Origin of the sequence: Paenibacillus sp. FSL H8-0315 (assembly GCF_038005365.1) — a bacterium.
GTDB classification, from domain to species: Bacteria; Bacillota; Bacilli; order Paenibacillales; family Paenibacillaceae; genus Paenibacillus_AQ; species Paenibacillus_AQ odorifer.
Genome location: NZ_JBBOTA010000001.1, coordinates 4,040,470 through 4,062,164 on the forward strand (window position 1 = coordinate 4,040,470; position 21,695 = coordinate 4,062,164).

A 21,695-nucleotide genomic window follows, 5' to 3' on the forward strand; every position below is an offset into this window, starting at 1 on the left:
TTTAGTTAAGGTGTAAAATAGTACGCATGCGAACTATTAGATGGTCTAACTAATTAATTCTTTGGAGGTGAAGATTTGGAAGATAAGGAGCAGCAATTAGATGATATATTCTCCTCTTTTCGCCGGATTAGCCATGCATTTCAGCAGTTGCTGTGGAAGGATGCTGAAGAGCTGGACATCACACCAACACAGTTGATGGTTCTCCGCAAAATATCTGCAAATCCCGATATTGGCATTACAGATCTTGCCGAGCTATTACATTTGGGGAACAGTGCAGCGAGCGGAGTAGTGGACCGGATGGTGAAAGCCGATTTGATCACAAGACAGCGCTCTGAGGTAGATCGGCGTATATACAACTTGGCGATTACTGAAAAGGGCAGAGAGATCAGGGAAAGAAGTAAGCAATCGCTCAGAAGACACTTACTTCCACTATCCAATATACCTGCCGAGGATGCAGGCGAATTACTTAGGATTCATACCGAAATCATTCAGATCTTAGAGCAGGGGAGAGACAAACAGAATTTATGAGTACAATTACAGGTAACGCTGCAGCGGCAACTAAGGGAATACGTAGAGGACCGATTATTGCAGCGCTCTTAATAGGTGCATTTGTCGCACTTTTGAACCAAACACTTCTTAATGTGGCATTGCCGAGCATAATGGACGATCTAAAAATCGCAACGAATACGGCACAGTGGCTAACAACGGGATTTATGCTCGTGAACGGTGTGCTGATACCGATTAGTGCGTTTCTGGTGGAAAAGTTTACGACCCGCCAGCTATTCATCACCGCGATGTCACTTTTTTCGTTAGGTACACTTGTCTGTGGAATCGGAACAGGCTTTGAAATGATCATGGTCGGCAGAGTCATTCAGGCGGTTGGCGCAGGGATTTTGATGCCGTTAATGAATATTGTGTTTCTTCGCATCTTCCCAATTGAAGAGCGGGGAAAAGCGATGGGGCTAATGGCGGTAGCCATGATTTTTGCTCCAGCTGTAGGTCCAACGTTGTCAGGGTGGGTAGTTCAGAACTATTCTTGGCGCGTATTGTTCTTTATCGTTCTTCCGCTGGCTATTCTTTCTACCTTGCTAGGTATGAAAACAATGCAAAATGTAGGGCAAACAACCTCTCCGAAGCTGGATAAAACGGGTGTTATCCTGTCTACAATTGGTTTTGGGGGATTGTTGTACGGCTTCAGTGATGCTGGAACCGATGGTTGGGGAAGTGCAACAGTCATTACCTGCCTCATTGTGGGTGTGATTGCACTGGCTTTATTCGTATGGAGAGAGCTTAAGGCTGAGACACCACTGCTTGAGTTCCGGATTTTCAGATACAATATGTATTCACTCACGACATTAATCAATATCATCATTACGATGGCTTTATATTCGGGTATGATTTTGCTGCCGATTTATTTGCAGACGATCCGTGGCTTTACGCCAATGGAGTCTGGTCTTATGCTGTTGCCGGGAGCCATTCTAATGGGAATTATGTCTCCAATCACGGGGATTATATTTGATAAAATCGGGGCAAGATGGCTGTCTGTGGTAGGCCTGATTATTACAGTAATTACGACCTGGCAATTCAGCCAGCTTACAGACAGTACGACGTATACGCATATGATTATTACTTACACGGTTCGGATGTTAGGCATGTCGATGTTATCGATGCCGATTGTAACGGCTGGACTTAACCAGCTTCCACAGCGTTTAAGCTCGCATGGTACAGCAATGTCGAATACGTTGCGGACGGTCGGAGGCGCGCTGGGAATGGCGTTGTTCGTCAGTCTAATGACCAATAAGACGAAGAGCACAATCACTGATACGCTTATGAGCGGAACGGTTTCGTTAAACGATAAAGCAGCGATGCTTAAGCTTACGCAAGAGGCTACAATTAGCGGGGTTACGCATGCCTTTAACATTGCTACCTGGATCACTGTAGTTGCTTTGGTATTGGCTTTCTTTATTAAAAAGACTTCACCGCAGCCAGACTTCCTGAAGACGGAAGAAGTGCAGCCACAGCAGGACAATCAATAAAAAACTGGGTTAACAAAGAATGGAAAAAGGAGCGTCCTACGAACTGTTATGGTTCCGTAGGGCGCTTCTTTTGTTGTGATGCTATTAGTTAGCTGGAGACACAGCTGCAGGATCGCTCCAACGTTTCAGATGTGGCAGCTGCTCCGCGAGAAGTTTACGGGCAACATTCTCATCCATTCCTTCTTCGACCATATAGCCTGTACAAATGTCAGCCATTTCTTGCAACGTGATGTTAGGCTGTTTGAATGCGCCATTCTCATAGCAGTACACGCAGTAATCTTCGATCTTGTTGCCATTCTGGTCCGTTCCAAGCAATTCCGCCGTAGGCATTGGCATCCCACAGCTTTGACAAATTTTAAGATCTCCTTGCTCTACATGTTCATGTCCCATATTTAACACTCCTTTAAAGGTATGCAAGCTCTCGAGCGCCCGCTTTAAGTTCAGTATAGAACAATAAACCTGACGGCATTCCGTCAGGTTTATTGTTAGGTTGTATATTTTGCTGCTATGCCTGCTGCAAGCTGCCCCAGCTTTTGCCGAATATGCGGTGGCTCTAAGATTTCTACATGCATCCCGAAGCTTAGCAGGAAACCATACAGCCATCCATCCTCAGGATAGTTGATGGTAACCTTGTAACCTCCATTACCGTCGGGCAGTAGCTCGGTAGAATCAAACCGCTCTTCCGCTAGATGTTTGCTTTCAGCCTTAAACTGCAAAACGATGGGTGTTGCTGTTGTTACGGTTGATCTCTGATACTCGTTGCTCCAAGGCAGCTCGCTTGCATCCACATCTTTTGCAATAAAAACTTGGGTATTCTTAACGAGCTCTTTCATGCGCAACAGCTTAAATAGACGGAAATCCTGACGATTGAGACAAAATCCATATAAGTACCATGCTTGCCCCTTTAGCACTAAAGTATAGGGCTCTACCGAACGCTGGCTTGTCTGACCCGCAGCATCCACATAATCAAAGTTTACGGTCACGCTTTCCTCAAGTGCTTCTTTTAGAGTGGCAAGCTTTTCTTCCAGAATACGTTGAAGACCCCATGGGGAGAAGTCGATGATGAGCTGAGTCGTTTTGCTGCGGAAGGCGGCGGATTGGGAGGGCGGGATTACGCTGCTGATTTTTTCCATGAGCAGAGTATGTTCATTTCCTCCATAAGACGAGACGCTCTGCAGAGCCGTGAAAATATCCGCCAGCTCACGATCCGTCAAAACATTGCGGTCCAGCCGGTATCCTTCCATAAGCCCGATCCCACCGTTCGCTCCCTGATAGGTAACGATAGGAATTCCGGCCCCATTAATGCTTTCAATATCACGATAAATCGTGCGCACAGATACCTCGAACATATCGGCTAGCTCCTTCGCCTGAATTAGGCGGCGGTTCATTAGCAGGATAACGATAGAGAGCAATCGATCTATTTTCAAAAGACAATTCCTTCTTTCCCGAAGATTTCCGTGAAGTAATGCTGTATTTCATCTTAGCAAATCCTTGAAAATAAAGCATTGTCATAAATTAATGATTCGATTAATATCTAATTAGATATATGTATAAATAGATGAAATGAGGTTTATTTAATGAATAATCACTCAGCTGTTGCGATGTTTAGGAGTCACAAGGGATATTCACGATTGTTCACAGCCGGCTTGATCAATGGAATTGGTGATCGTTTTACTAGCGTTGCAGTACTGGCGCTGGTTCTGCAGTTGACGGGATCAGGCATGGCGGTAGGGATTTCGTTAGGTGTGAGACTGCTTCCTTATTTATTTCTGGCCCCGCTTGGAGGCATACTTAGCAGCAAAATTCCACGCAAATATATCATGATAGCTACAGATATGCTGAGGGTCCCAGTAGCCTTAGCCTTTTTATGGGTGGATGGGGAGGAGAAGCTGTGGTTGTTATATATGGCAAGTTTTTTGCTGGCAGCGGGCGAAGCCATTTACAGCCCTGTTCGTAGGTCCACTATCCCCTTGCTCGTCACCAAAGATTCTCTGCTGACCGTCAACGGACTAGAGCAGTTAATGAGCGGCTGCGTGCTGATCCTTGGAGCGTTCAGTGGAGGGGTGGTGTCGATGTGGTTTGGTTCGGAGGCAGCGTTCATTATGAATGCAGTGTCTTTTTTAATCGCAGCGATGTTAATTTACGGTATCGATTTTCCACAACATACGGAAATGGTGACGGTGGCTAAGAAGGCTACATATTCTCCTGAGGGGGACTTAGAAAAATCCGATAAAGAAGCACAATACGGTCGGCTGCGTGCTCTGGGAATGGTAATTGGCGGAAGCTTAACGTTGCAGGTCATTTTCGGTTATGAGCTGTTGGTGCCGTTGCTAAATGGTCTGGATAATGTACTGATCAGTGTCTATGCGATACAGGTATTTCACGCGGGGGATATTGGAGTGGGGGCATTTTATGCGGCGCTTGGCATCGGTCTTAGCCTTAGTTTTTTTACCTCACGTTATTTAAAAAAGGGGCTGCTGATTGTAGCCATCGGAGGGCTTTTACTAGAAGGAGTATTATTGATGGGCATCAGTGTCAGCAATCATTTTGCGGTAGCATTTATGTTATACATCCTGCTGTCATTTGCCGGGGGGACGGGGAATGCCTGTCTGGATACGCTCGTTATGCAGGAAACCCCATCTGCTATGCAGCCCTTTGTGTTTGGACTCCTGTCTGCAGTAGGAAATACGCTGCTGGGATTATCTATGCTGTTCGGAGGGTGGCTATTAGAAGGGGTGGAACCAAGAATGGTAGGGTTTGCTGGGGGAGCGGGATTTGCCATAGTTGCGCTTTTACTCGCAGGATACGCGGGGGTACGCAGCAAGAAAAAACGCACTTAAAAAGGGCGGTGGCTTCACCGTCCCTTGGAAGTTTTTTTAACCTGAGTCTGTAGCTTTATGGCAGCTTTGCGCGGGAACAGGCGGATGCTTATCTTTTTGCGGTAGCGATACAGGATTACAAGGGCAGCTATAGCTACACCGCCAGAGATAATCCATAGTGCATATAACTCGAATAAATGGAAAATACCCATCCACTGCGGACCAAATACCCGTCCTATGCCAAGAAACAGCACTACCCAGAATAACGCTCCACTATAAGCGTAGAGGGCGAATTTACGGAAGGGCAGCGCAACTATACCAGCAAAATAGCCGGTAAAGTGACGAACGCCTGGAATAAAATATCCGATGGAAATAAGGATACTGCCGTATCTCTCGAACCATTTTTGCGTTTTATCCAGCTTGGCAGGGGAGAACAGCAACCACTTTCCGTATCGCTGGATGAAGGGCATTCCGGCTTTTAAGCCGACAAAATAGGTGAGGGTCATCCCGGCTGTGGTCCCAGCAAACGCCACTAGAATCAACGTTATGAAATCAAGTCTTCCCGTATAGGAAAGAAAACCTGCAAAAGCCATGGTAGTTTCTCCGGGAAACGGCAAGGCAACGAATTCGAGCAGCAATCCAAAAAACAATACGCTATATCCATATTTGCTGAATAATTCTTGTATAAAGTTCAGCATTTCCATAAGATTCTCACTCTCCAAGGGGCAGTTGCCTTATTCTATTTTGAAGCTTGTCTTCATACAATCTACCAAATGGCTTTTGAGCCAATAGAATGCTGGAGGTAGAGAAGATGAAAGGTAACAAAAACACTCACGGCCGCCGAAACTTGATAAGCGGATTGCTTGTTATGGTTGTAATCGTCATCGTAATGCTGGGATGGAACGCAGGGGAGAGTGTAGATTCTTGGATGAATCGTTCATTACAGTCCGCAAGTGCGGAGTCTGTCTCTGTTAAGAATAATCTCCCGTTAGTGGCGATGCAAGAATTGCCTCCTAAAGCAGAGTCCATTGTGACTGCTTCTCCAGAAGTTAAATTGAATTCCGGTACGGCACAAGTATCCAAGGTGTCGACAACATATTCAGCAATTGCGGCCGCAAAGAAAGCTTCAAAAACGGTCTATATTACATTTGACGACGGACCGAGTGACAATACCTTCAACGTTCTAAAAATTTTACAGCAGCAAGGTGTGAAGGCGACCTTTTTTGTCCTTGGTAATCAAGCGAAAAGCCATCCAGAGCTAATTAATGCCATATGGGAACAAGGACATGCTATTGGCAATCATACCTATAATCATAATTACCATGATTTATATAGTGGATTCACTGAATTTTGGAGCCAGATTAAAAAGACCGAAGAAATTGTTCGGGGCATTACAGGGGTTCGCCCACAACTTATCCGCGCCCCGGGCGGAACCTTTGATCACTTTGATAATACCTACTTCAATTTGTTGAAGCAAGCCGGTTATATCGTTACGGATTGGACGGTGGACAGCGGGGATTCTAAACGCAAAGGGGTACCGGCGTCAGAAATCTTAAAAGAGTCAACTGCAGATCTGAAGTCCTCTCGGGTTATTCTTCTGCTGCATGATGGCGGCGGCCATCAGGAGAGTGTTAAAGCACTGCCTGATATTATTGCGCGTTATAAGGCTGCTGGGTACAGCTTTGGCCTTTTAGATGAGACGGTGGAGCCTGTACAATTCAGAGTCTCCTCAAAAGCAAATAGCTTGGGCAGAGTGAAACCTTCGGAAGCTTGGATCACCTCGAATATCATACCGAATGCAGAGCTGTTTGCGCCCGGCAAACCTTTGGTGCTGGAGGTTGGAAAGCTGGAGACGAAGCTGGCGCCAGGTGAATATGCTCTGCAAAAAGGGAAATATATGGTGCCACTTCGCGCTGTGATCGAACGGCTGGGAGGGCAGATTAGTTGGGATGCGGGCAGTCGCAGTGGGAAGATTGCCTGGAACGGCAAAGATATCATCGCGGATGTGGCGAACAAGGAACTCCTGTTAAATCTTCCTGATCATGTTCAAAAGATAAACGGTGCCAGTGTGGAGATGATTGGCGGTTCTATCTGGGTATCGCTGCGTGAGCTGCTGGAGACAGCCGATCATCCTCCTTTAAATATAAGCGTGACGGAAGGTGAGCGCCGGGTAATAGCCTTCTGAGATTTAGCGCTCAGGCAGTTTTTTTAAAAGAAAAAAACAATGTCTGGGCACCCTTTTTCATGGGAAGAATAGATAGTAATAAGTTCCTCAGCTGGGAACAAGTCTAGACCCAAAGGAAGGGTGTTCGTTCCATTGTCCTCTTCAAAAAAAGTAGAACACAAATTAAATAACAAGACTGAAAGAGTTAGAAGCTATCCGCGTAGCCGTAGTGCGTTGGCTGAATGGCTGCGGATGCTGGCTGTGGCTGGAATTATAGGTGTTTTATATGCATGGCGCGGAGGCGCATCACTCTTATTTCTGCTGATCGCTGTAGGCGTTATCATGGTTGGCGGACTGATTGTTCAACTTTCAGGTCCACGGGCGATAAAGATTGAACGGACAATCACTCCAGTAAGACCGATAGCTGGAAGTACATTGCTTGTGAAGGTGCGGGTGAATTTCTCTGCCCGGCTTCCACTGCCATGGCTGACTATCGCTGATTTTTGGGGGGACAGAGGACATCACAAGCTACTGTTTCCGGGATTCAGACGCTCTTTTGAATACACCTACCTTCTTGAGAATATGCCGCGGGGACATCATCATTTGCAGGGCTGTAGAGTAACCTGGGGAGATTTGCCCGGCTGGTTCACAGGCCGATCTGAGCCTGCTGAAGAGCATAGCGTTAAAGTGCTGCCAGCCCCCCTATATTATGGCGGAGCAGTCCCGGACAGCGGCTTTATTAGCGGTGATTCGCGCTATTCTAGAAGGGGAAGAAGCAGCAATGATGAGACCATGGAATCGCGGGAATATGAGCCCGGTGATCCGCTTAGCCGAATTCATTGGAAGAACAGCGCCCGGCTAGGAAATCTGCAGAGCAAAGTTCCGGAGCGTGAAAAGGCAAGAATGAGCTGTATCGTGTTGGCTAATGATCCCAAAAGCTATGAGATTCCAGCCAATGCACTTACACCTCGTGGCAGTCGGGAGGAGCAGCCTCCGGTATTTGAGAAGGCGGTGTCAACGGCGATGGGGCTGATGCTCTTTGCTGAGCAGTCAGGTGCTTATGTCCAGTTATTTAGCGGAGGCTGGCCGGAAGGAATGGCTAGGCATGAAGGACTGGGTAAAATCCCAGGGAGAGTGCTGGATATTCTAACTGATATTTCTCCGAATGGAACAAGAACCCTGTCCGAGCTGTTGGAGGATGCTTCTAGAGGCTGGATTCCGGGAATGACCGTTGCTATAGTGACCGGAAGATTAGAGGAACAATCCGCTAAGGTTATCGCTAAATTCTTAGTGCAAGGTGTAAAAGTTGAGCTCTATTATGCTTGGGATCAGCCAGCTCCGCTGCCTGCTGAGGTAATGCTGCAGGAGATCCGCCAGCCTGTGCGGGGAACGGTCGGGGATAGTCTGGGTCGTCTGGGAGCACGGATGTTTTGTCTGGATGATGCATTGCCAGCTTACAGGCTCAGGGAGGTAGAGTACCATGAATCATCCGGAAAACCAACGCTACGGTAAGCGGATACCGGGTGACACAAGCTTCTCTATGAATGAGCACAGTGGGAAGGAACCAAAGCAGCTCCATTTGGAAAAACTGGAGAACAGTCATGCCGGTAAACAGAGAAAGATACCTCTGTATTATCGCATGCTGTTCTCTTTGGCTATTTTGGGGCTGTTTTTAGAATGGCTGCTCCCTTTATATAGAACGACTTCATTGGAAGATACTGCTAGATTGCTGCAGATTCTGATGATTTCTGCTGCCGTGCTGTTGATGTGGGGAATCCTTCAGATTCCCGGGTGGCTATTGCTAAGTATCCAATGTTTGATGATCGGAACAGCTTGGCTATATCTATGCAGCGAGAGCGTAGGGACAGGATGGCTGGGCATTTATGCAGTAGAAATTCCAAATGATCTGATTTTGCTCTTTTCCGGGCATGTTTCTCAGCTAAGCGAGATCAGCAGACTTTTGATTTTGATTGTTGGCTGGGGGCTGCTGGTATCTTCGGTGCAGCAGCTTGCACTTTTCAGAGGTAGTACGCTGCTGTTTACAGCGGTGACCCTCATTTATCTATTAGTTCTGGATATTGGCTTTGGCGTTAATACGACAACGGATGTTGTAATATCAGTCGGGCTTATTGTATGGATGCAAGCAATGAGTGGTTTGCTCCGTCTGCGGGAACGGGTGGGCAGCATTCACCTGCCGTATGCCCGATGGGGAGTTTTGGCATTAGCGGCTGCTATATTCGTCATGATGACAGCATGGTTTGGTGGGCAGGTATATGAAGTACGACCGCCTAACCAAACTACACTCCAGTCAACCTTTGAAAAGCTGCAGGAATGGGCTTCGGGCCATATGCCCGAAGATAATGAGGCTATACCTGCAGGAACAACAGGGTATAGTACAAATGATGGAGAACTGGGTGCTCCATTATCACGCAATACCGAGCCAGTCTTCACAGCGTTGACCAGTCAGCGTACCTATTGGCGCGGGGAGAGCATTGCCTACTATGACGGTCGCCGTTGGATCAGAGGTGGTGAGGAGTTTACTCCGCTTAACTTGTCCAGCCTGCCTCAGATTCCGGCGACGGTAACCACCACTAATGGGGGGCGGACTTTGCAACAGCGGATACAATTTGCTATTCCCTCTTCCGGTGGAATTCCTGTATTCAATGCGGGTACCCTAACAGATGTTGAGACAGTTCAACTATCCAATGGCAGCCAGCTTGGTTATGTTCTGGCGAATAAGGACAGGGATACCTTTCGTCTGCCAGATTCGGTGGGGTCAACTCGAATCACTGAGTATATAGTTGATTCTATACTTCCCGAGAGTAATCCAGTACTGCTGCGCGGGTTGGGTGACGCTGATCCACAAGAAATAAAGAATAAATACTTGCAACTGCCTGATTTATTACCTGAGCGAGTGAAAGCTCTGGCAGAGAAGCTCACAGCTTCCTCGGGCAACCGATATGATTCCGCAACCGCCATTCGGGATTATTTGCAAAACGGGTATTCTTACACGCTGGATACCATGGTTCCGCCAGCTGGGGCTGATTTTGTGGATCATTTCCTGTTTGAGACCAAACAGGGTTACTGTGTGCATTTTGCCACAGCGATGACCGTATTGCTGCGAAGCACAGGTATTCCAGCGCGGTATGTTCAAGGCTACGGACCTGGAACCCAGCAGGAGGAAGCCATGCCGGCGAAGTATTTAGTCACCCAAGGGGATGCGCATGCTTGGGTAGAGGTTTATTTTGCCGGCGCAGGTTGGGTTCCTTTCGATCCGACGCCGGGTCCTGCGCTTGCGGCTGGCTTCCCTGCGCCGGCACGGCCTGCGGCCGCAGCAGTCGCACCGCAAGCAACGCGCAGCGCGGAACTGCCCGCCCTGCCGCTGGCGGGCGGGCCCTTTTCAGCGCCGCTCGCTGCCGCGGCGCTGCTTCCCGCCGCCGCTTGGCGCTGGCGGCGCAGCCTGGCTCTGCTGCTGGCCGCGCGTCGCGGCAGCAGCTTGAGCCGGGAGAGGCAGCTGCGCGCGGCCTCTCTGGCTTGGCACGGGCTGGCGGAGCGGTTTGGACCGCCGCCGCCCGGCGTTACTGGCAGGGAGTATGTGGACTCCCTGCGGATTTACGATGCCGGACTAGACGTGGCCGTCCGGCAGTTTGTCCGCCAGTGGGAGACCCTGGCGTACGCGCCAGCTTCGGCCTCCACAGCCGTGATCTCTGCCCGCGACAATCCCGTAGACTCCGCTCCCGCCCTTGGCGGCGAACCTGCGGCTTCTGATGCGGCCGCGTTTATTCGCGAATGTCTGCTCATTACCTTCCGTTTAACATAAACGGCTAAGAACGCTTAGATCCGCTATCTAATTTATGCCATAGCAAGGAAGGTTCTGCATGAAGTTTTATCACTCTCTGATTATGAGAGGCGTGTCCTCCTTTCCTTGACGATGAGAATTAACCATGAGTATAATGAATCCAATAATCAAGGGAGGCACGTAATGAACAAGCCAAATGAAATTATCGTCGTTCTCGATTTTGGGGGACAATACAACCAACTTATCGCGCGCAGAATTCGGGACCTGGGAGTATACAGCGAACTTTTGCCGTACAATACGCCAGTTGACAAGATTAAAGCACTTTCGCCTAAAGGAATTGTCTTCTCCGGCGGACCTAGCAGTGTATACGCTGAAGATGCACCACACGTAGATCCGGCTATTTATGATCTAGGAGTGCCGATCTTCGGTATTTGTTATGGTATGCAGCTGATGGCTCATCAGCTTGATGGTAAAGTAGAACGTTCGGCTAAACGGGAATATGGTAAAGCTGATGTTGACTTTGCAGAAGGAACTGCTTTAGTTGCAGGATTGGAGAACCGCCAGACTGTATGGATGAGCCACGGTGACCATGTAGTTGAGCTTCCAACAGGCTTCAAGCTGGATGCAGGTACAGAAAGTGCTCCAATTGCAGCAATGAGCAACGCGGAGCGCAAACTGTTCGCTGTGCAATTCCACCCAGAAGTACGTCACTCCGTTCAAGGTAACGAGATGATCTCGAACTTCTTATACCAAGTTTGTGGTTGCGACGGCAAATGGACAATGGAATCGTTTATCGATGAAGCCGTTCAAGATATTCGCAATCAAGTCGGAGATAAAAAAGTACTCTGCGCTCTTAGTGGCGGAGTGGATTCTTCCGTTGTGGCTATGCTTATCCACCGTGCAATCGGAGATCAATTGACCTGTATGTTTATTGACCACGGCCTTCTGCGTAAAGGTGAAGCAGAAAGCGTTATGGAGACTTTCGTAGGCAAATTCGATATTCATGTAGTGAAAATCGATGCACGCGATCGCTTCATGAGCAAACTTGCAGGTGTTGAAGACCCTGAGCAAAAACGTAAAATCATTGGTAACGAGTTTATCTACTGCTTCGACGAAGAGTCAGCTAAGCTCGGAGATTTTTCATTCCTTGCACAAGGTACGCTTTATACGGATATCGTTGAGAGTGGAACAGCTACAGCGCAAACCATTAAATCCCACCACAATGTGGGCGGCCTGCCAGAAGATATGAAATTCAGCTTGATCGAGCCGCTAAACACCTTGTTTAAGGACGAAGTTCGTAAACTCGGTGAAGAGCTTGGCATGCCACGTGCGATCGTATGGCGTCAGCCTTTCCCAGGTCCAGGTCTTGCTATTCGTGTCTTGGGTGAAGTAACAGAGGACAAGCTTACCATCGTTCGTGATTCTGACTACATTCTGCAAGAAGAAATTGCTAAAGCGGGATTAGACCGTGAAATTTGGCAATACTTCACTGCCCTGCCTAACATGAAGAGTGTCGGAGTTATGGGTGATGCTCGTACGTATTCCTACACAGTAGGTGTTCGTGCAGTAACTTCCATCGATGGCATGACCGCTGACTGGGCACGTATCCCATGGGATGTTCTTGAGAAAATCTCTGTACGTATTGTCAACGAAGTTGAGAATGTAAACCGGGTAGTGTATGACATTACTTCGAAACCACCTGCAACGATTGAGTGGGAATAGTATATAGCAATAACAAACCTGCAGCTCCTTATTTATTAAGGGACTGCAGGTTTTTTTTATTAACCGTGAAGCTTGTGACGGACCCTATATAGCAACTTTAGAGAATGTGATAAACTGGGAAAAATAAACTTACAGGAGCCATTAGAATGGGATTCTCACTTATTGGAACACTAATAGCTATGGTTATTCTTGCCCCAAGTTTACTGATGATTAAGTTTCCGCCCGATCATGTTCCCAGCGGTTTAAAAGATGCCGGCATCGTCTACACTCTTTTGGAGAGAGTAGGGCAGTTGGGGTGTATAGCCATTCTTGCGATTTCAAAGGATAACTTTGAAAATGTAGAATTCGGGATCTGGGCTGCACTTATCTTTGTGTTTATCACGATTTATTACGGTTTATGGATTCGTTATATGGTTAAGGGACAGCAATTCAGATTATTATGGGCTCCATTATTGTTTCTTCCGATTCCCATGGCAGTTCTCCCTGTTTGTGCATTTGGATTTGCGGCTATATGGGGCAGATCTTTCTGGTTGGGTATTGCAGTGATTTGTTTAGCTATAGGGCATTTTGCTAATTCTTGGCATAGCTATCAGTATTCCAAAGGCCAATAAGCTAGGGAACATCGAAATTGTTTTATAGGGAAAAATACCCATTTGATAAGTCTTTTGATAGTTAATAAGCTGCATGATTTAAAGGATTTTGGGGTTGAAGTTAAAGATAAAAATGTATGAATTACGAACAATAGAAAAAATAAAGTCGAAAATGTTCGCTTTTTTCATTGACAACTTATGTGATGTCCACCTAAAATGATAAAGCACAACAACATAATTCTTTCGTATATTTCCGGGAATAGGCCTGGAAGTTTCTACGAGGTCACCGTAATGACCTGGCTACGATTAAGAAGAGCTGAGCAACCCGTATTGTCCTGAATCTAGGGCTATAGTCATGGGTGCTACTCTTTTTTTCGAGCCGGTGTCGATCAGATACCGGCTTTTTGTTGCTGTCAGCCACAACATACCTTAGGGGGAGAACAATTTGAATCGGTTTTTCAAGTTGAAAGAGAACGGCACTACAGTACGTACAGAGATAATGGCCGGCTTGACTACGTTCATGGCCATGGCTTACATCCTGTCGGTTAATCCGAGCACATTAACAGCATTTGGCCGCATCGATATGGGCTGGTACTCTGTATTTCTAGCGACTGCGCTGGCAGCAGGTATTTTCACCATTGCAATGGGCGTGTTTATAAACTTTCCAGTAGCATTGGCACCAGGTATGGGACTTAATGCATACTTTGCTTCCGTAATTTTGTCTTCTGCAACCTCAGAACATCCATTCACTTGGCAAATGGGTCTGACCGCAGTATTTATTTCCGGTTTGATCTTCATCCTGCTCACGGTTACCCGAGTACGGCAGATCTTACTGACAGCCATTCCTGACAGCTTGAAGCATGCCATTACCGTAGGTATCGGGATGTTCATTACAATCCTTGGGCTTAAGAACAGTGGTTTGATGACGATTGGTGTCGAAGCTGGTAAAGATATTTCCGCCAATACATTCACAGATGTCCTATCCTTTGAAACAATCATTCATATGGGTAGTCTAGAGAACACTGATGTACAGTTGGTAATTATCGGATTGCTTCTTATTTCCATCCTGATGGTACTGCAAGTTAAAGGTGCGATTTTATTCGGTATCTTGGGTACAACCCTCGCGGGTATACTGATGGGTGTAGTTGATTTTGGCTCTTTGTCCAGTCCGACAACCCCTTGGGTGCCTGACCTGACGCAATTGAACTTTTTCGAATTTGACTGGGATGGTATCCTGCACACCGGTATTGTTTCAGCAATCGCAACATTCACTTTTGTAGAATTGTTCGATACATTTGGTACACTTGTAGGTACTGCTCAACGCGCTGGTATTATGGACAACCCTGAAGAAGGTAACAAACGTGTAGGTAATGCAATGTTTGTCGATGCCATCGCTGTAGCTGGTGGTGCGGCATTGGGTACTTCCACTACTACTGCTTTTGTAGAAAGCGCGGCAGGTGTTGCTGAAGGTGGACGTACAGGTCTTACAGCTGTAACAACGGGTGTGTGCTTCTTGCTTGCGTTATTCCTTGCACCAATAGTGGCTCTGATCCCTGGATCTGCTACAGCCGCAGCATTGATTGTCGTAGGCGTGCTCATGGCACAATCGATTCGCGAAATTGATTTTCAAGATATGGTTGTTGCGATTCCAGCGTTCCTTACTCTAGTAATCATGCCTTTCACTTATAATATTGCTAATGGTATTTCCTTTGGTATCGTAACTTATGTAATCCTTGCTTGTGTAGCTAACCTTGCTGGCAAGAAAAAATACGATATTCACTGGATGATGTGGGTACTTGCTATTCTGATTATTCTCCGTTATGTATTTCTTGGTAGTGCGGGCTAACTCATATATAGCATACAGATGTGCATTCAACGGCTCCTTCATAACTGAGGGGGCCCTTTTTTTATATTTTTGTTGGCACTTAACCATTCAGGCTAGTCTATGTTTCTAGCTTTTCATCATCTATGATTTAGATTATATTGTTGAAGAGGTGATGTTCAGGACGAGGCAGCCTTGGCGTTAGAGTCCAATTTGTTCCCTCCTTGATCCTGATCTCTGTTTATTTTGTACTGAAAATACTTCAAACCCCTAGATGGTCCTATGGTCTTACCATTTTGTTAGTTCTCTCGCTTTATGCTGATAGAATGGCCTGTTTTTTTGCTCCGGTATTTGCTTTAGCCACTGCGATTCTTCTATTCTATATAAGAGTCTATATAAGAGCCTTGAAGCTTAGGGCGATCCTATGGAATGGAATATTGTGGATGGAAGGGTCTGCGATCCAGATAAGGTTAACATACCCTATATTTATATGCTCTTTTATGAGAAAATCAATCCAAATGATTTCTTAGCAACGGTGAAATACACTAATTCGGGAGTTGTTTTTCAGAAGGGATATGCTTTTGGCTGGACTAAGATGAATATAGGACGAGGTGAGGTTGGGACGATGATCAAGAGTACACGTGCGGCCGTAATGACTGTATTGATGCTGTTATTGTTTGTGCTTCCTGTAACAAGCATTTATGCAGAGGGGAATCTATTGCAGAACCCTGGCTTTGAGGAGGGGGGAGATGATGCGCCTTCTAACTGGACTAAGGATATGTGGATTTCAGGAGATAATTCAGGCCTACTTTCAATCCAATCGGAGGAAGTTCATTCCGGCAGCAAGGCGGCAGTCATTGAGAATATCGAGCCCAATCATTCGAAATGGGTGCAGACGATTGAGGCTACGCCGAATAGTTATTATAAAATCTCTGGATGGATCAAAGTAGGAAGTACAGCAGGAGAGGGAATGGGCGCCAACATTCTTGCCGTTGGAGTAGGCGGGGGGTATCCCAGCGTAACTGATACGGCAGGTGAATGGCAGTATCTTGAATATATCGGCCAGACAGGACCGGAGCAGAAGTCATTTGGCATAGGCGCAAGTCTGGGCGGCTACTCTAGCTTGATTCAAGGTAAGGCTTATTTTGATGATTTTGCTGTAGAAAAATTAGACGCGGCTCCTGAAGGGGCTAACGTCATTTCGCTGGATAGTTCAGCGGTTAGTCCAGATGCCGGCGACAAAAAGGCAGACACTCCACATAAAGTATCTCCAACTAAGATGTTGCTGATCTCAGCGCTGTTTAGCGTGTTTTTTGCAGTGCTTTATACTAAGGCATTCCGTAGTGAGAAGCTTATGAAGCAGCCTGAGAATATTTATTCCAAATGGCTGAGCATTGCCATCGGAATTGCTTTTATTCTGAGAGTGTGGATTGGTCTTACCGCGCAAGGATATCAGAATGATATGAATACCTTTATTTCTTGGGGACAGCGTATGGTGGATTTAGGTCCAGGCAAATTTTATGAAGAAGGTTATTTTGCCGATTATCCTCCTGGCTATTTGTACATATTGTACGTGCTTAGCGCCATTCGTGGCGTTTTAGGATTCACTCAGGGCTCAGGTGGAGAGAATTTGCTCTTCAAGCTCCCTGCGATCCTTTCTGATTTGGTGCTCGGCTACTTCATTTATCAAATGTCACGCAAAAAACTCGGCACAGGAATAGCTTTCGGCTTAATGCTGTTGTTTCTGTTTAACCCAGCGGTACTTATTAATTCAGCGGCTTGGGGACAAGCAGATTCATTCTTTTTGATCTTCCTGCTGCTCAGTATCCATGGCGGAGCGAACAAAAAGTTTGTTCGCTCCGCAATTTTGTTTGCCTTAGCGACGCTAATTAAACCGCAAGCGTTGATATTCACGCCGGTATTATTGTTTGCTTTTTATCATCACCGCGCTTGGAAGCAGCTTGGATTCGGAGCTTTGTATGGATTAGGGATCTTCGGATTGCTTGCGGCACCGTTTTTCTGGAATAACGGAGGTCTGGTAGGGATTATTGACCTTTACAAGAGTACGTTATCTTCCTATCCGTATTCTTCAGTGAATGCATTTAATCTGTATGCACTGACTGATCCGATGTGGTCATCCCTTGATCTAACCTGGCTTGGCATTCCATACCGTGTATGGGGCTTCATATTTATTTTAGTGGCTGTAGCTGTTGCGGCATTTTATTCCTTTAAAAAGGATCGCTTGGACCTGACCAAATCCTATTTTATCGGCATGGTGCTTATAGTAGTGGTCTTTGTGCTTGGCACCAAAATGCATGAACGTTATATGTTCCCTGCTCTTATTCTTTGTTTGTTTACTTATATAGAAAGTCGGGACCGCCGCTTTTTATCGCTATTTCTCGGATTCAGCTTAACGCAATACATCAATGTGGCGTACACCTTATCCCACCTGAATGCAGATGTTAGCCCGGGTGCAGACGGAATCGTATTAGTGACTGCTATAGCTAATCTAGCATTGCTGCTTTATATGCTGAATATCGGATACGATGTGTATGTCCGCAAGGGAATAAAACCTCTTCCAGCACCAATTACACCGGAAGAACAATATGAAGAAGATTTGAGAGTTGTCGGGCAAATTAAACCGCATCAGAAGGGAGGGCGATTTAACGATGAAGTTTAAGCGTATAGATTGGATATGCATAATAGCTATTACGGCCGTTTACGCAGCGCTTGCTTTATATAATCTTGGCTCTACTAAATCTCCAGAGACCTTATGGGAGCCTGCTGCCAGTGGTGAAAGCTTCTATGTAGATTTGGGGCAGAGTAAACCATTGGAACGGGTCAATATCTTTGGAGGCGTGGGCACGGGGAAGTTCAAGCTGGAATTCAGCGACAATCCTGAGGTCTGGAGCAGTCCGATGGATGTCAGTGAGGATGTCGGGAATGTCTTCATCTGGAAAAGCCAACCCCTGAACGTTACTGCGAGATATGTGAAGTTTACAGTTACATCTCCAGGGTTCACTTTGAACGAAATGGCCTTTTATGAGCAGGGGGGAGAAAGAATCCCCCTTCCTATTGCCGGTGTGACACCGGATGCTAACGCAGTACCTAAAAGAGGAGCAGCGGCCAATCTTTTTGACGAGCAGTCGCTCATTCCGGAACATTCTAACTTTATGAATAGCACTTATTTTGACGAGATCTATCATGCGCGAACAGCTTATGAATATACGCACGGGATTGTGCCTTACGAGAATACGCATCCACCGCTTGGTAAGCTGTTAATTGCCATAGGTATGGAGCTGTTCGGGGTCAATCCATTCGGCTGGCGTATTATCGGAACATTGTTCGGAGTTGCCATGTTACCTCTCATATATGTAATGGCGCTGCGTTTGTTTAAGAAAAGCAAATACGCCGCCCTCGCGGCGGGATTGTTTGCGCTGGATTTCATGCATTTCACACAGACAAGAATCTCCACGATTGACGTATACGGAGTGTTCTTCATTATGTTGATGTTCTATTTTATGCAGCGGTATTACACAATGAATTTCTACAAGCAGCCTTTAAGAAAAACATTAATTCCGTTATTCTGGTCTGGCTTATTCTTCGGAATCGGCGTAGCTTCGAAATGGATTGTGCTCTATGGAGGAGCAGGGCTGGCCATTATGCTGGCTATCTCCCTTTTTGAACGCTACAGAGAATACCAAGCCTCCGGACGCCTGCTGGCAGAGGGGAAGATTAAAGACAAGGAATTGCTGGGCACCTGTCGTGAAGCAGTAGATTCTTTTTGGAAAAAGACTATTATTACGTTGGCTAGTTGTATCGGGTTCTTTGTAATTATTCCAGTAATTATTTATAGCTTATCTTTTGTGCCGGGGTTATCTGCATCAGCAGAGGGCTTCACTATAAAAGGTTTGATTGATTCCCAAAAGAATATGTACAACTACCACAGCCAGCTTGTAGCTACACATCCTTTTGCTTCCTCATGGTGGCAATGGCCGTTTATGAAGAGACCGGTCTGGTTCTTTAGCGGTGGTGAAGGTTTGCCGGAAGGTCAGGTCAGCAGTATAGTGACTATGGGGAATCCGCTTATCTGGTGGACGGGTATTTTTGCAATGTTGGCAACACTGTGGATTACGCTGAAACGTAAAGATAAGAATCTCTACATGATCTGGATTGCCTTCTTCTCGCAATATGTTCCGTGGATGCTTGTCCCAAGAGAAACATTTATTTACCATTATTTTGCTATGGTGCCATTTATGATTCTTGGTATTGTATATATAATGAAGTTGCTGGATACTAAATTCCCTGAGGCACGTTACGTACAGTATGTCTATGTAGCTGTTGCTTTGCTGCTCTTTATCGCTTTCTACCCGGTACTGTCAGGGATGCAGGTCAGTGGAGATTACGTGAAAGATATGCTGCGTTGGTTCCCTACTTGGGTTTTCTAGGATTTAATAAAAATCTATAAAATAAGTTTATGCATGCAGCGTTATTATGAAGTGTAGATGGATGTAACGCTCCAAAAAGCTTGTAGGAGGAATAAAGGTGAAAGCCAGATATAGTGTGATTGTACCCATGTTCAATGAGGAGCAAGTAATTAGCCATACTTATGAACGTTTGAAAAAAGTAATGGACGAGTGCGGCGATACTTATGAGCTGGTCTTCGTCAATGACGGCAGTCGTGATCGTTCCGCCCAGATGATTCGGGAGATCTGTGAACGAGACGAGCATGTCAAGCTGATTGACTTCTCGCGTAATTTCGGACATCAGGTAGCGATTACAGCTGGCATGGACTATGCCGAAGGTCAAGCGGTTGTTGTTATTGACGCTGATCTTCAGGATCCTCCGGAGGTCATTTTGCAAATGATCGAGAAGTGGAAAGAGGGCTACGACGTTGTATATGCGAAACGCCTGAAGCGCCACGGAGAAACGATGTTCAAAAAGGTCACCGCGAAGCTTTTTTACCGCCTGCTCAGCAGTATGATAAGTGTGGATATTCCAACGGATACAGGCGATTTCCGTCTTATTGACCGTAAGGTATGTGATGTCCTGCGGGGACTTAAAGAAAAGAACCGCTATGTCAGAGGTTTGGTGAGCTGGGTTGGCTTCAAGCAGACTATGGTGGAATATGAACGGGAAGAACGTTTTGCCGGAGAAACCAAATATCCGCTGAAGAAAATGATTCGTTTTGCGTTAGATGGCATCACCTCTTTTTCACATAAGCCGCTTAAGATTGCTACGTATATTGGATTCTTTCTTTCATTCTCTAGCTTTCTCTATTTATTTTTCGTCTTGTTTCAAAAGATATTTTTTACCTCCTGGACGGTTCCGGGCTGGGCTTCCATTGTAGGCGTTAATCTGCTCTTTAACGGTATCGTTCTGATGCTGTTAGGTGTGATTGGGGAGTATATCGGACGGATTTATGACGAGTCTAAAGATAGACCGCTATATATTGTTAGTGAGACTAAAGGCTACCAGAACGAAGAACAACTGGACCGCCGGAAGGACCACAATGATGTCAGATAAGAACTTGCGCGCTGCATTCATACAGTTCCTCAAATTTAATGCCGTAGGTTTGCTCAATACGCTTATTGATTTTGTGATTTTCACATTGTTGAATTCTCTAGGGATGGTATACGCATTGGCGCAGGTGATCTCCTATAGTGCAGGCACGGCGAATAGCTTTATTTTGAATAAAAAAGTAACCTTTCGTGATCGCAACCGGGGGAATAAAGAAGGCTTCGACCGCGCGCAGCTGGTCAAGTTTATCGTGCTGAATCTGGTAGTGCTCGGAATATCACTGCTGCTAATGCATCTGTTGACAGACAAACTAGGTATTCAAGTCTTGATCTCGAAGGTGCTGGTTACCTTTATCACGGTGATCATCAATTTCTTTGGAAGTCGTAAATGGGTATTTTAAACATTAATTTCAGGCAGAAGGAGTTGCTATGCTTAAAGGCAAGTAGCTGTTTCTGCTTGATTTGTATATAACCATAGAAACAATATACGGAGGTGAATAACATTGCGTAAATTCTCCTATCTACTCATACTGGCTGGGATACTTATCATGTTATATCCGACAGCTAACGAATGGTACAACGACAGGCAGCAGGAGAAGTTATTAGAAACGGCTGAACTAAGCACTGCCGATAGTACTCCCCAGTCAGATCTGAGGAGCAGGTATGCTGAAGTTACTCAGCTGTTAGCAGAGGAATCGGTTCTGGATGCCCAGGCACAGCCCCAACCCCAAGAGACAGAAAAGCCTGAACCGGAGATTGAAGTCGGTGGCAAAGTAATCGCACTAATTGAAATCGATAAGATTGATTTGAAGCTGCCTGTATTAGAAGGGGCTACAAAAGCTAATATGAAACATGCTGCAGCCCATATGAAAGAAACGGCACCCCTTGGAGAGATCGGGAATGCTGCAATCGCGGCGCATCGGGCTCGAACTACGGGTCGTTTGTTTAACAGATTGAATGAGGTTGTTGTGGGGGATGTTATCACGGTAAAGACTAGTGATCAGGTGTTTAACTATGAGGTATACGATATTTCTGTTGTAGATCCGAGTGATGTCTCCGTTCTTGACGGGAATGACAAGGATAAGATTCTTACTCTGATTACATGTGATCCGCTAGTGAATCCAACGCATCGGCTGATTGTTCATGCCAAATTAACAAAATGAGAATAGTGAATGACAAGAAAACACAAATACCGGGAGATATTTATAAAATAATGGGTAATCT

17 protein-coding genes and 1 riboswitch are annotated in these 21,695 nt (G+C 46.0%); of the genes, 14 read left to right on the plus strand and 3 right to left on the minus strand.

What is annotated here, in order from left to right:
• Nucleotides 1-75 precede the first annotated feature (75 nt).
• Nucleotides 76-528 (plus strand): MarR family winged helix-turn-helix transcriptional regulator, encoded by a 453-nt coding sequence (locus MHB56_RS17585; protein WP_076130529.1) that lies wholly within the window; start codon nucleotides 76-78, stop codon nucleotides 526-528.
• Nucleotides 525-2,036 carry a DHA2 family efflux MFS transporter permease subunit gene (locus MHB56_RS17590; RefSeq protein WP_076106051.1) on the plus strand — a complete coding sequence of 504 codons (1,512 nt, stop codon included), beginning with the start codon at nucleotides 525-527 and terminating at the stop codon, nucleotides 2,034-2,036. The genes MHB56_RS17585 and MHB56_RS17590 overlap by 4 nt, the downstream gene beginning before the upstream one ends.
• Nucleotides 2,037-2,120: 84 nt before the next feature.
• Here MHB56_RS17590 and MHB56_RS17595 read toward each other — a convergent pair whose 3' ends face one another.
• Both MHB56_RS17595 and MHB56_RS17600 read right to left on the minus strand, forming a co-directional pair.
• Nucleotides 2,121-2,426 (minus strand): zinc ribbon domain-containing protein, encoded by a 306-nt coding sequence (locus tag MHB56_RS17595; RefSeq protein WP_052096752.1) that lies wholly within the window; start codon nucleotides 2,424-2,426, stop codon nucleotides 2,121-2,123.
• A gap of 95 nt (nucleotides 2,427-2,521) precedes the next feature.
• A complete protein-coding gene (locus MHB56_RS17600) occupies nucleotides 2,522-3,463 on the minus strand; it encodes a helix-turn-helix transcriptional regulator (protein WP_076130530.1) in 942 nt (313 codons plus the stop codon).
• A gap of 150 nt (nucleotides 3,464-3,613) precedes the next feature.
• On the opposite strand from MHB56_RS17600, the gene MHB56_RS17605 reads away from it, so the two are divergent.
• Nucleotides 3,614-4,876: an MFS transporter gene (locus tag MHB56_RS17605; protein ID WP_341143801.1), complete on the plus strand. Its 1,263-nt coding sequence runs from the start codon at nucleotides 3,614-3,616 to the stop codon at nucleotides 4,874-4,876.
• 14 nt (nucleotides 4,877-4,890) lie between these two features.
• Here MHB56_RS17605 and MHB56_RS17610 read toward each other — a convergent pair whose 3' ends face one another.
• Nucleotides 4,891-5,559: a DedA family protein gene (locus MHB56_RS17610; RefSeq protein ID WP_076305526.1), complete on the minus strand. Its 669-nt coding sequence runs from the start codon at nucleotides 5,557-5,559 to the stop codon at nucleotides 4,891-4,893.
• A 107-nt stretch (nucleotides 5,560-5,666) separates the two neighbouring features.
• Between MHB56_RS17610 and MHB56_RS17615 the strand changes: the two genes are divergently transcribed.
• From MHB56_RS17615 to MHB56_RS17665, 11 genes are all read left to right on the plus strand, one after another.
• Nucleotides 5,667-7,040, plus strand: a complete 1,374-nt coding sequence (locus MHB56_RS17615; RefSeq protein ID WP_076305525.1) for a polysaccharide deacetylase — start codon at nucleotides 5,667-5,669, stop codon at nucleotides 7,038-7,040.
• A 132-nt stretch (nucleotides 7,041-7,172) separates the two neighbouring features.
• The gene (locus tag MHB56_RS17620; RefSeq protein WP_076280428.1) at nucleotides 7,173-8,531 is read left to right on the plus strand and encodes a DUF58 domain-containing protein; all 1,359 of its coding nucleotides are present in this window, start codon (nucleotides 7,173-7,175) and stop codon (nucleotides 8,529-8,531) included.
• Nucleotides 8,500-10,839 carry a transglutaminase family protein gene (locus tag MHB56_RS17625; protein WP_076277882.1) on the plus strand — a complete coding sequence of 780 codons (2,340 nt, stop codon included), beginning with the start codon at nucleotides 8,500-8,502 and terminating at the stop codon, nucleotides 10,837-10,839. The genes MHB56_RS17620 and MHB56_RS17625 overlap by 32 nt, the downstream gene beginning before the upstream one ends.
• A 162-nt stretch (nucleotides 10,840-11,001) precedes the next feature.
• Complete coding sequence (gene guaA, locus MHB56_RS17630; RefSeq protein WP_036679874.1) at nucleotides 11,002-12,540, plus strand: glutamine-hydrolyzing GMP synthase; 1,539 nt, start codon at nucleotides 11,002-11,004, stop codon at nucleotides 12,538-12,540.
• Nucleotides 12,541-12,686: 146 nt separating this feature from the next.
• Nucleotides 12,687-13,151 carry a hypothetical protein gene (locus MHB56_RS17635; RefSeq protein ID WP_076106071.1) on the plus strand — a complete coding sequence of 155 codons (465 nt, stop codon included), beginning with the start codon at nucleotides 12,687-12,689 and terminating at the stop codon, nucleotides 13,149-13,151.
• Nucleotides 13,152-13,353: 202 nt separating this feature from the next.
• A riboswitch (purine riboswitch) is annotated at nucleotides 13,354-13,453 on the plus strand.
• A gap of 122 nt (nucleotides 13,454-13,575) precedes the next feature.
• Complete coding sequence (locus MHB56_RS17640; protein WP_036679893.1) at nucleotides 13,576-14,976, plus strand: NCS2 family permease; 1,401 nt, start codon at nucleotides 13,576-13,578, stop codon at nucleotides 14,974-14,976.
• Between the two features lie 400 nt (nucleotides 14,977-15,376).
• Nucleotides 15,377-17,632 carry a glycosyltransferase 87 family protein gene (locus tag MHB56_RS17645; RefSeq protein ID WP_341143802.1) on the plus strand — a complete coding sequence of 752 codons (2,256 nt, stop codon included), beginning with the start codon at nucleotides 15,377-15,379 and terminating at the stop codon, nucleotides 17,630-17,632.
• Nucleotides 17,622-19,400: a phospholipid carrier-dependent glycosyltransferase gene (locus tag MHB56_RS17650; RefSeq protein ID WP_076277885.1), complete on the plus strand. Its 1,779-nt coding sequence runs from the start codon at nucleotides 17,622-17,624 to the stop codon at nucleotides 19,398-19,400. Before MHB56_RS17645 ends, MHB56_RS17650 begins: the two co-directional genes overlap by 11 nt.
• 97 nt (nucleotides 19,401-19,497) lie before the next feature.
• Nucleotides 19,498-20,478: a glycosyltransferase family 2 protein gene (locus MHB56_RS17655; RefSeq protein ID WP_341143803.1), complete on the plus strand. Its 981-nt coding sequence runs from the start codon at nucleotides 19,498-19,500 to the stop codon at nucleotides 20,476-20,478.
• Entirely contained in the window at nucleotides 20,465-20,872 is a 408-nt protein-coding gene (locus MHB56_RS17660) for a GtrA family protein (RefSeq protein WP_341143804.1), read from the plus strand. Before MHB56_RS17655 ends, MHB56_RS17660 begins: the two co-directional genes overlap by 14 nt.
• Before the next feature lie 102 nt (nucleotides 20,873-20,974).
• Complete coding sequence (locus tag MHB56_RS17665) at nucleotides 20,975-21,634, plus strand: class D sortase (protein WP_280753245.1); 660 nt, start codon at nucleotides 20,975-20,977, stop codon at nucleotides 21,632-21,634.
• The last annotated feature ends 61 nt before the right edge of the window (nucleotides 21,635-21,695 follow it).

Excerpts from the sequence above, each read along its gene's own strand:
- MHB56_RS17590 (WP_076106051.1), top strand. The coding sequence starts at position 525 with ATGAGTACAATTACAGGTAACGCTGCAGCGGCAACTAAGGGAATACGT.
- MHB56_RS17595 (WP_052096752.1), bottom strand. The coding sequence starts at position 2,426 with ATGGGACATGAACATGTAGAGCAAGGAGATCTTAAAATTTGTCAAAGC.
- MHB56_RS17605 (WP_341143801.1), top strand. The coding sequence starts at position 3,614 with ATGAATAATCACTCAGCTGTTGCGATGTTTAGGAGTCACAAGGGATAT.
- MHB56_RS17610 (WP_076305526.1), bottom strand. The coding sequence starts at position 5,559 with ATGGAAATGCTGAACTTTATACAAGAATTATTCAGCAAATATGGATAT.
- MHB56_RS17615 (WP_076305525.1), top strand. The coding sequence starts at position 5,667 with ATGAAAGGTAACAAAAACACTCACGGCCGCCGAAACTTGATAAGCGGA.
- MHB56_RS17625 (WP_076277882.1), top strand. The coding sequence starts at position 8,500 with ATGAATCATCCGGAAAACCAACGCTACGGTAAGCGGATACCGGGTGAC.
- guaA (WP_036679874.1), top strand. The coding sequence starts at position 11,002 with ATGAACAAGCCAAATGAAATTATCGTCGTTCTCGATTTTGGGGGACAA.
- MHB56_RS17635 (WP_076106071.1), top strand. The coding sequence starts at position 12,687 with ATGGGATTCTCACTTATTGGAACACTAATAGCTATGGTTATTCTTGCC.
- MHB56_RS17645 (WP_341143802.1), top strand. The coding sequence starts at position 15,377 with ATGGAATGGAATATTGTGGATGGAAGGGTCTGCGATCCAGATAAGGTT.
- MHB56_RS17650 (WP_076277885.1), top strand. The coding sequence starts at position 17,622 with ATGAAGTTTAAGCGTATAGATTGGATATGCATAATAGCTATTACGGCC.
- MHB56_RS17660 (WP_341143804.1), top strand. The coding sequence starts at position 20,465 with ATGATGTCAGATAAGAACTTGCGCGCTGCATTCATACAGTTCCTCAAA.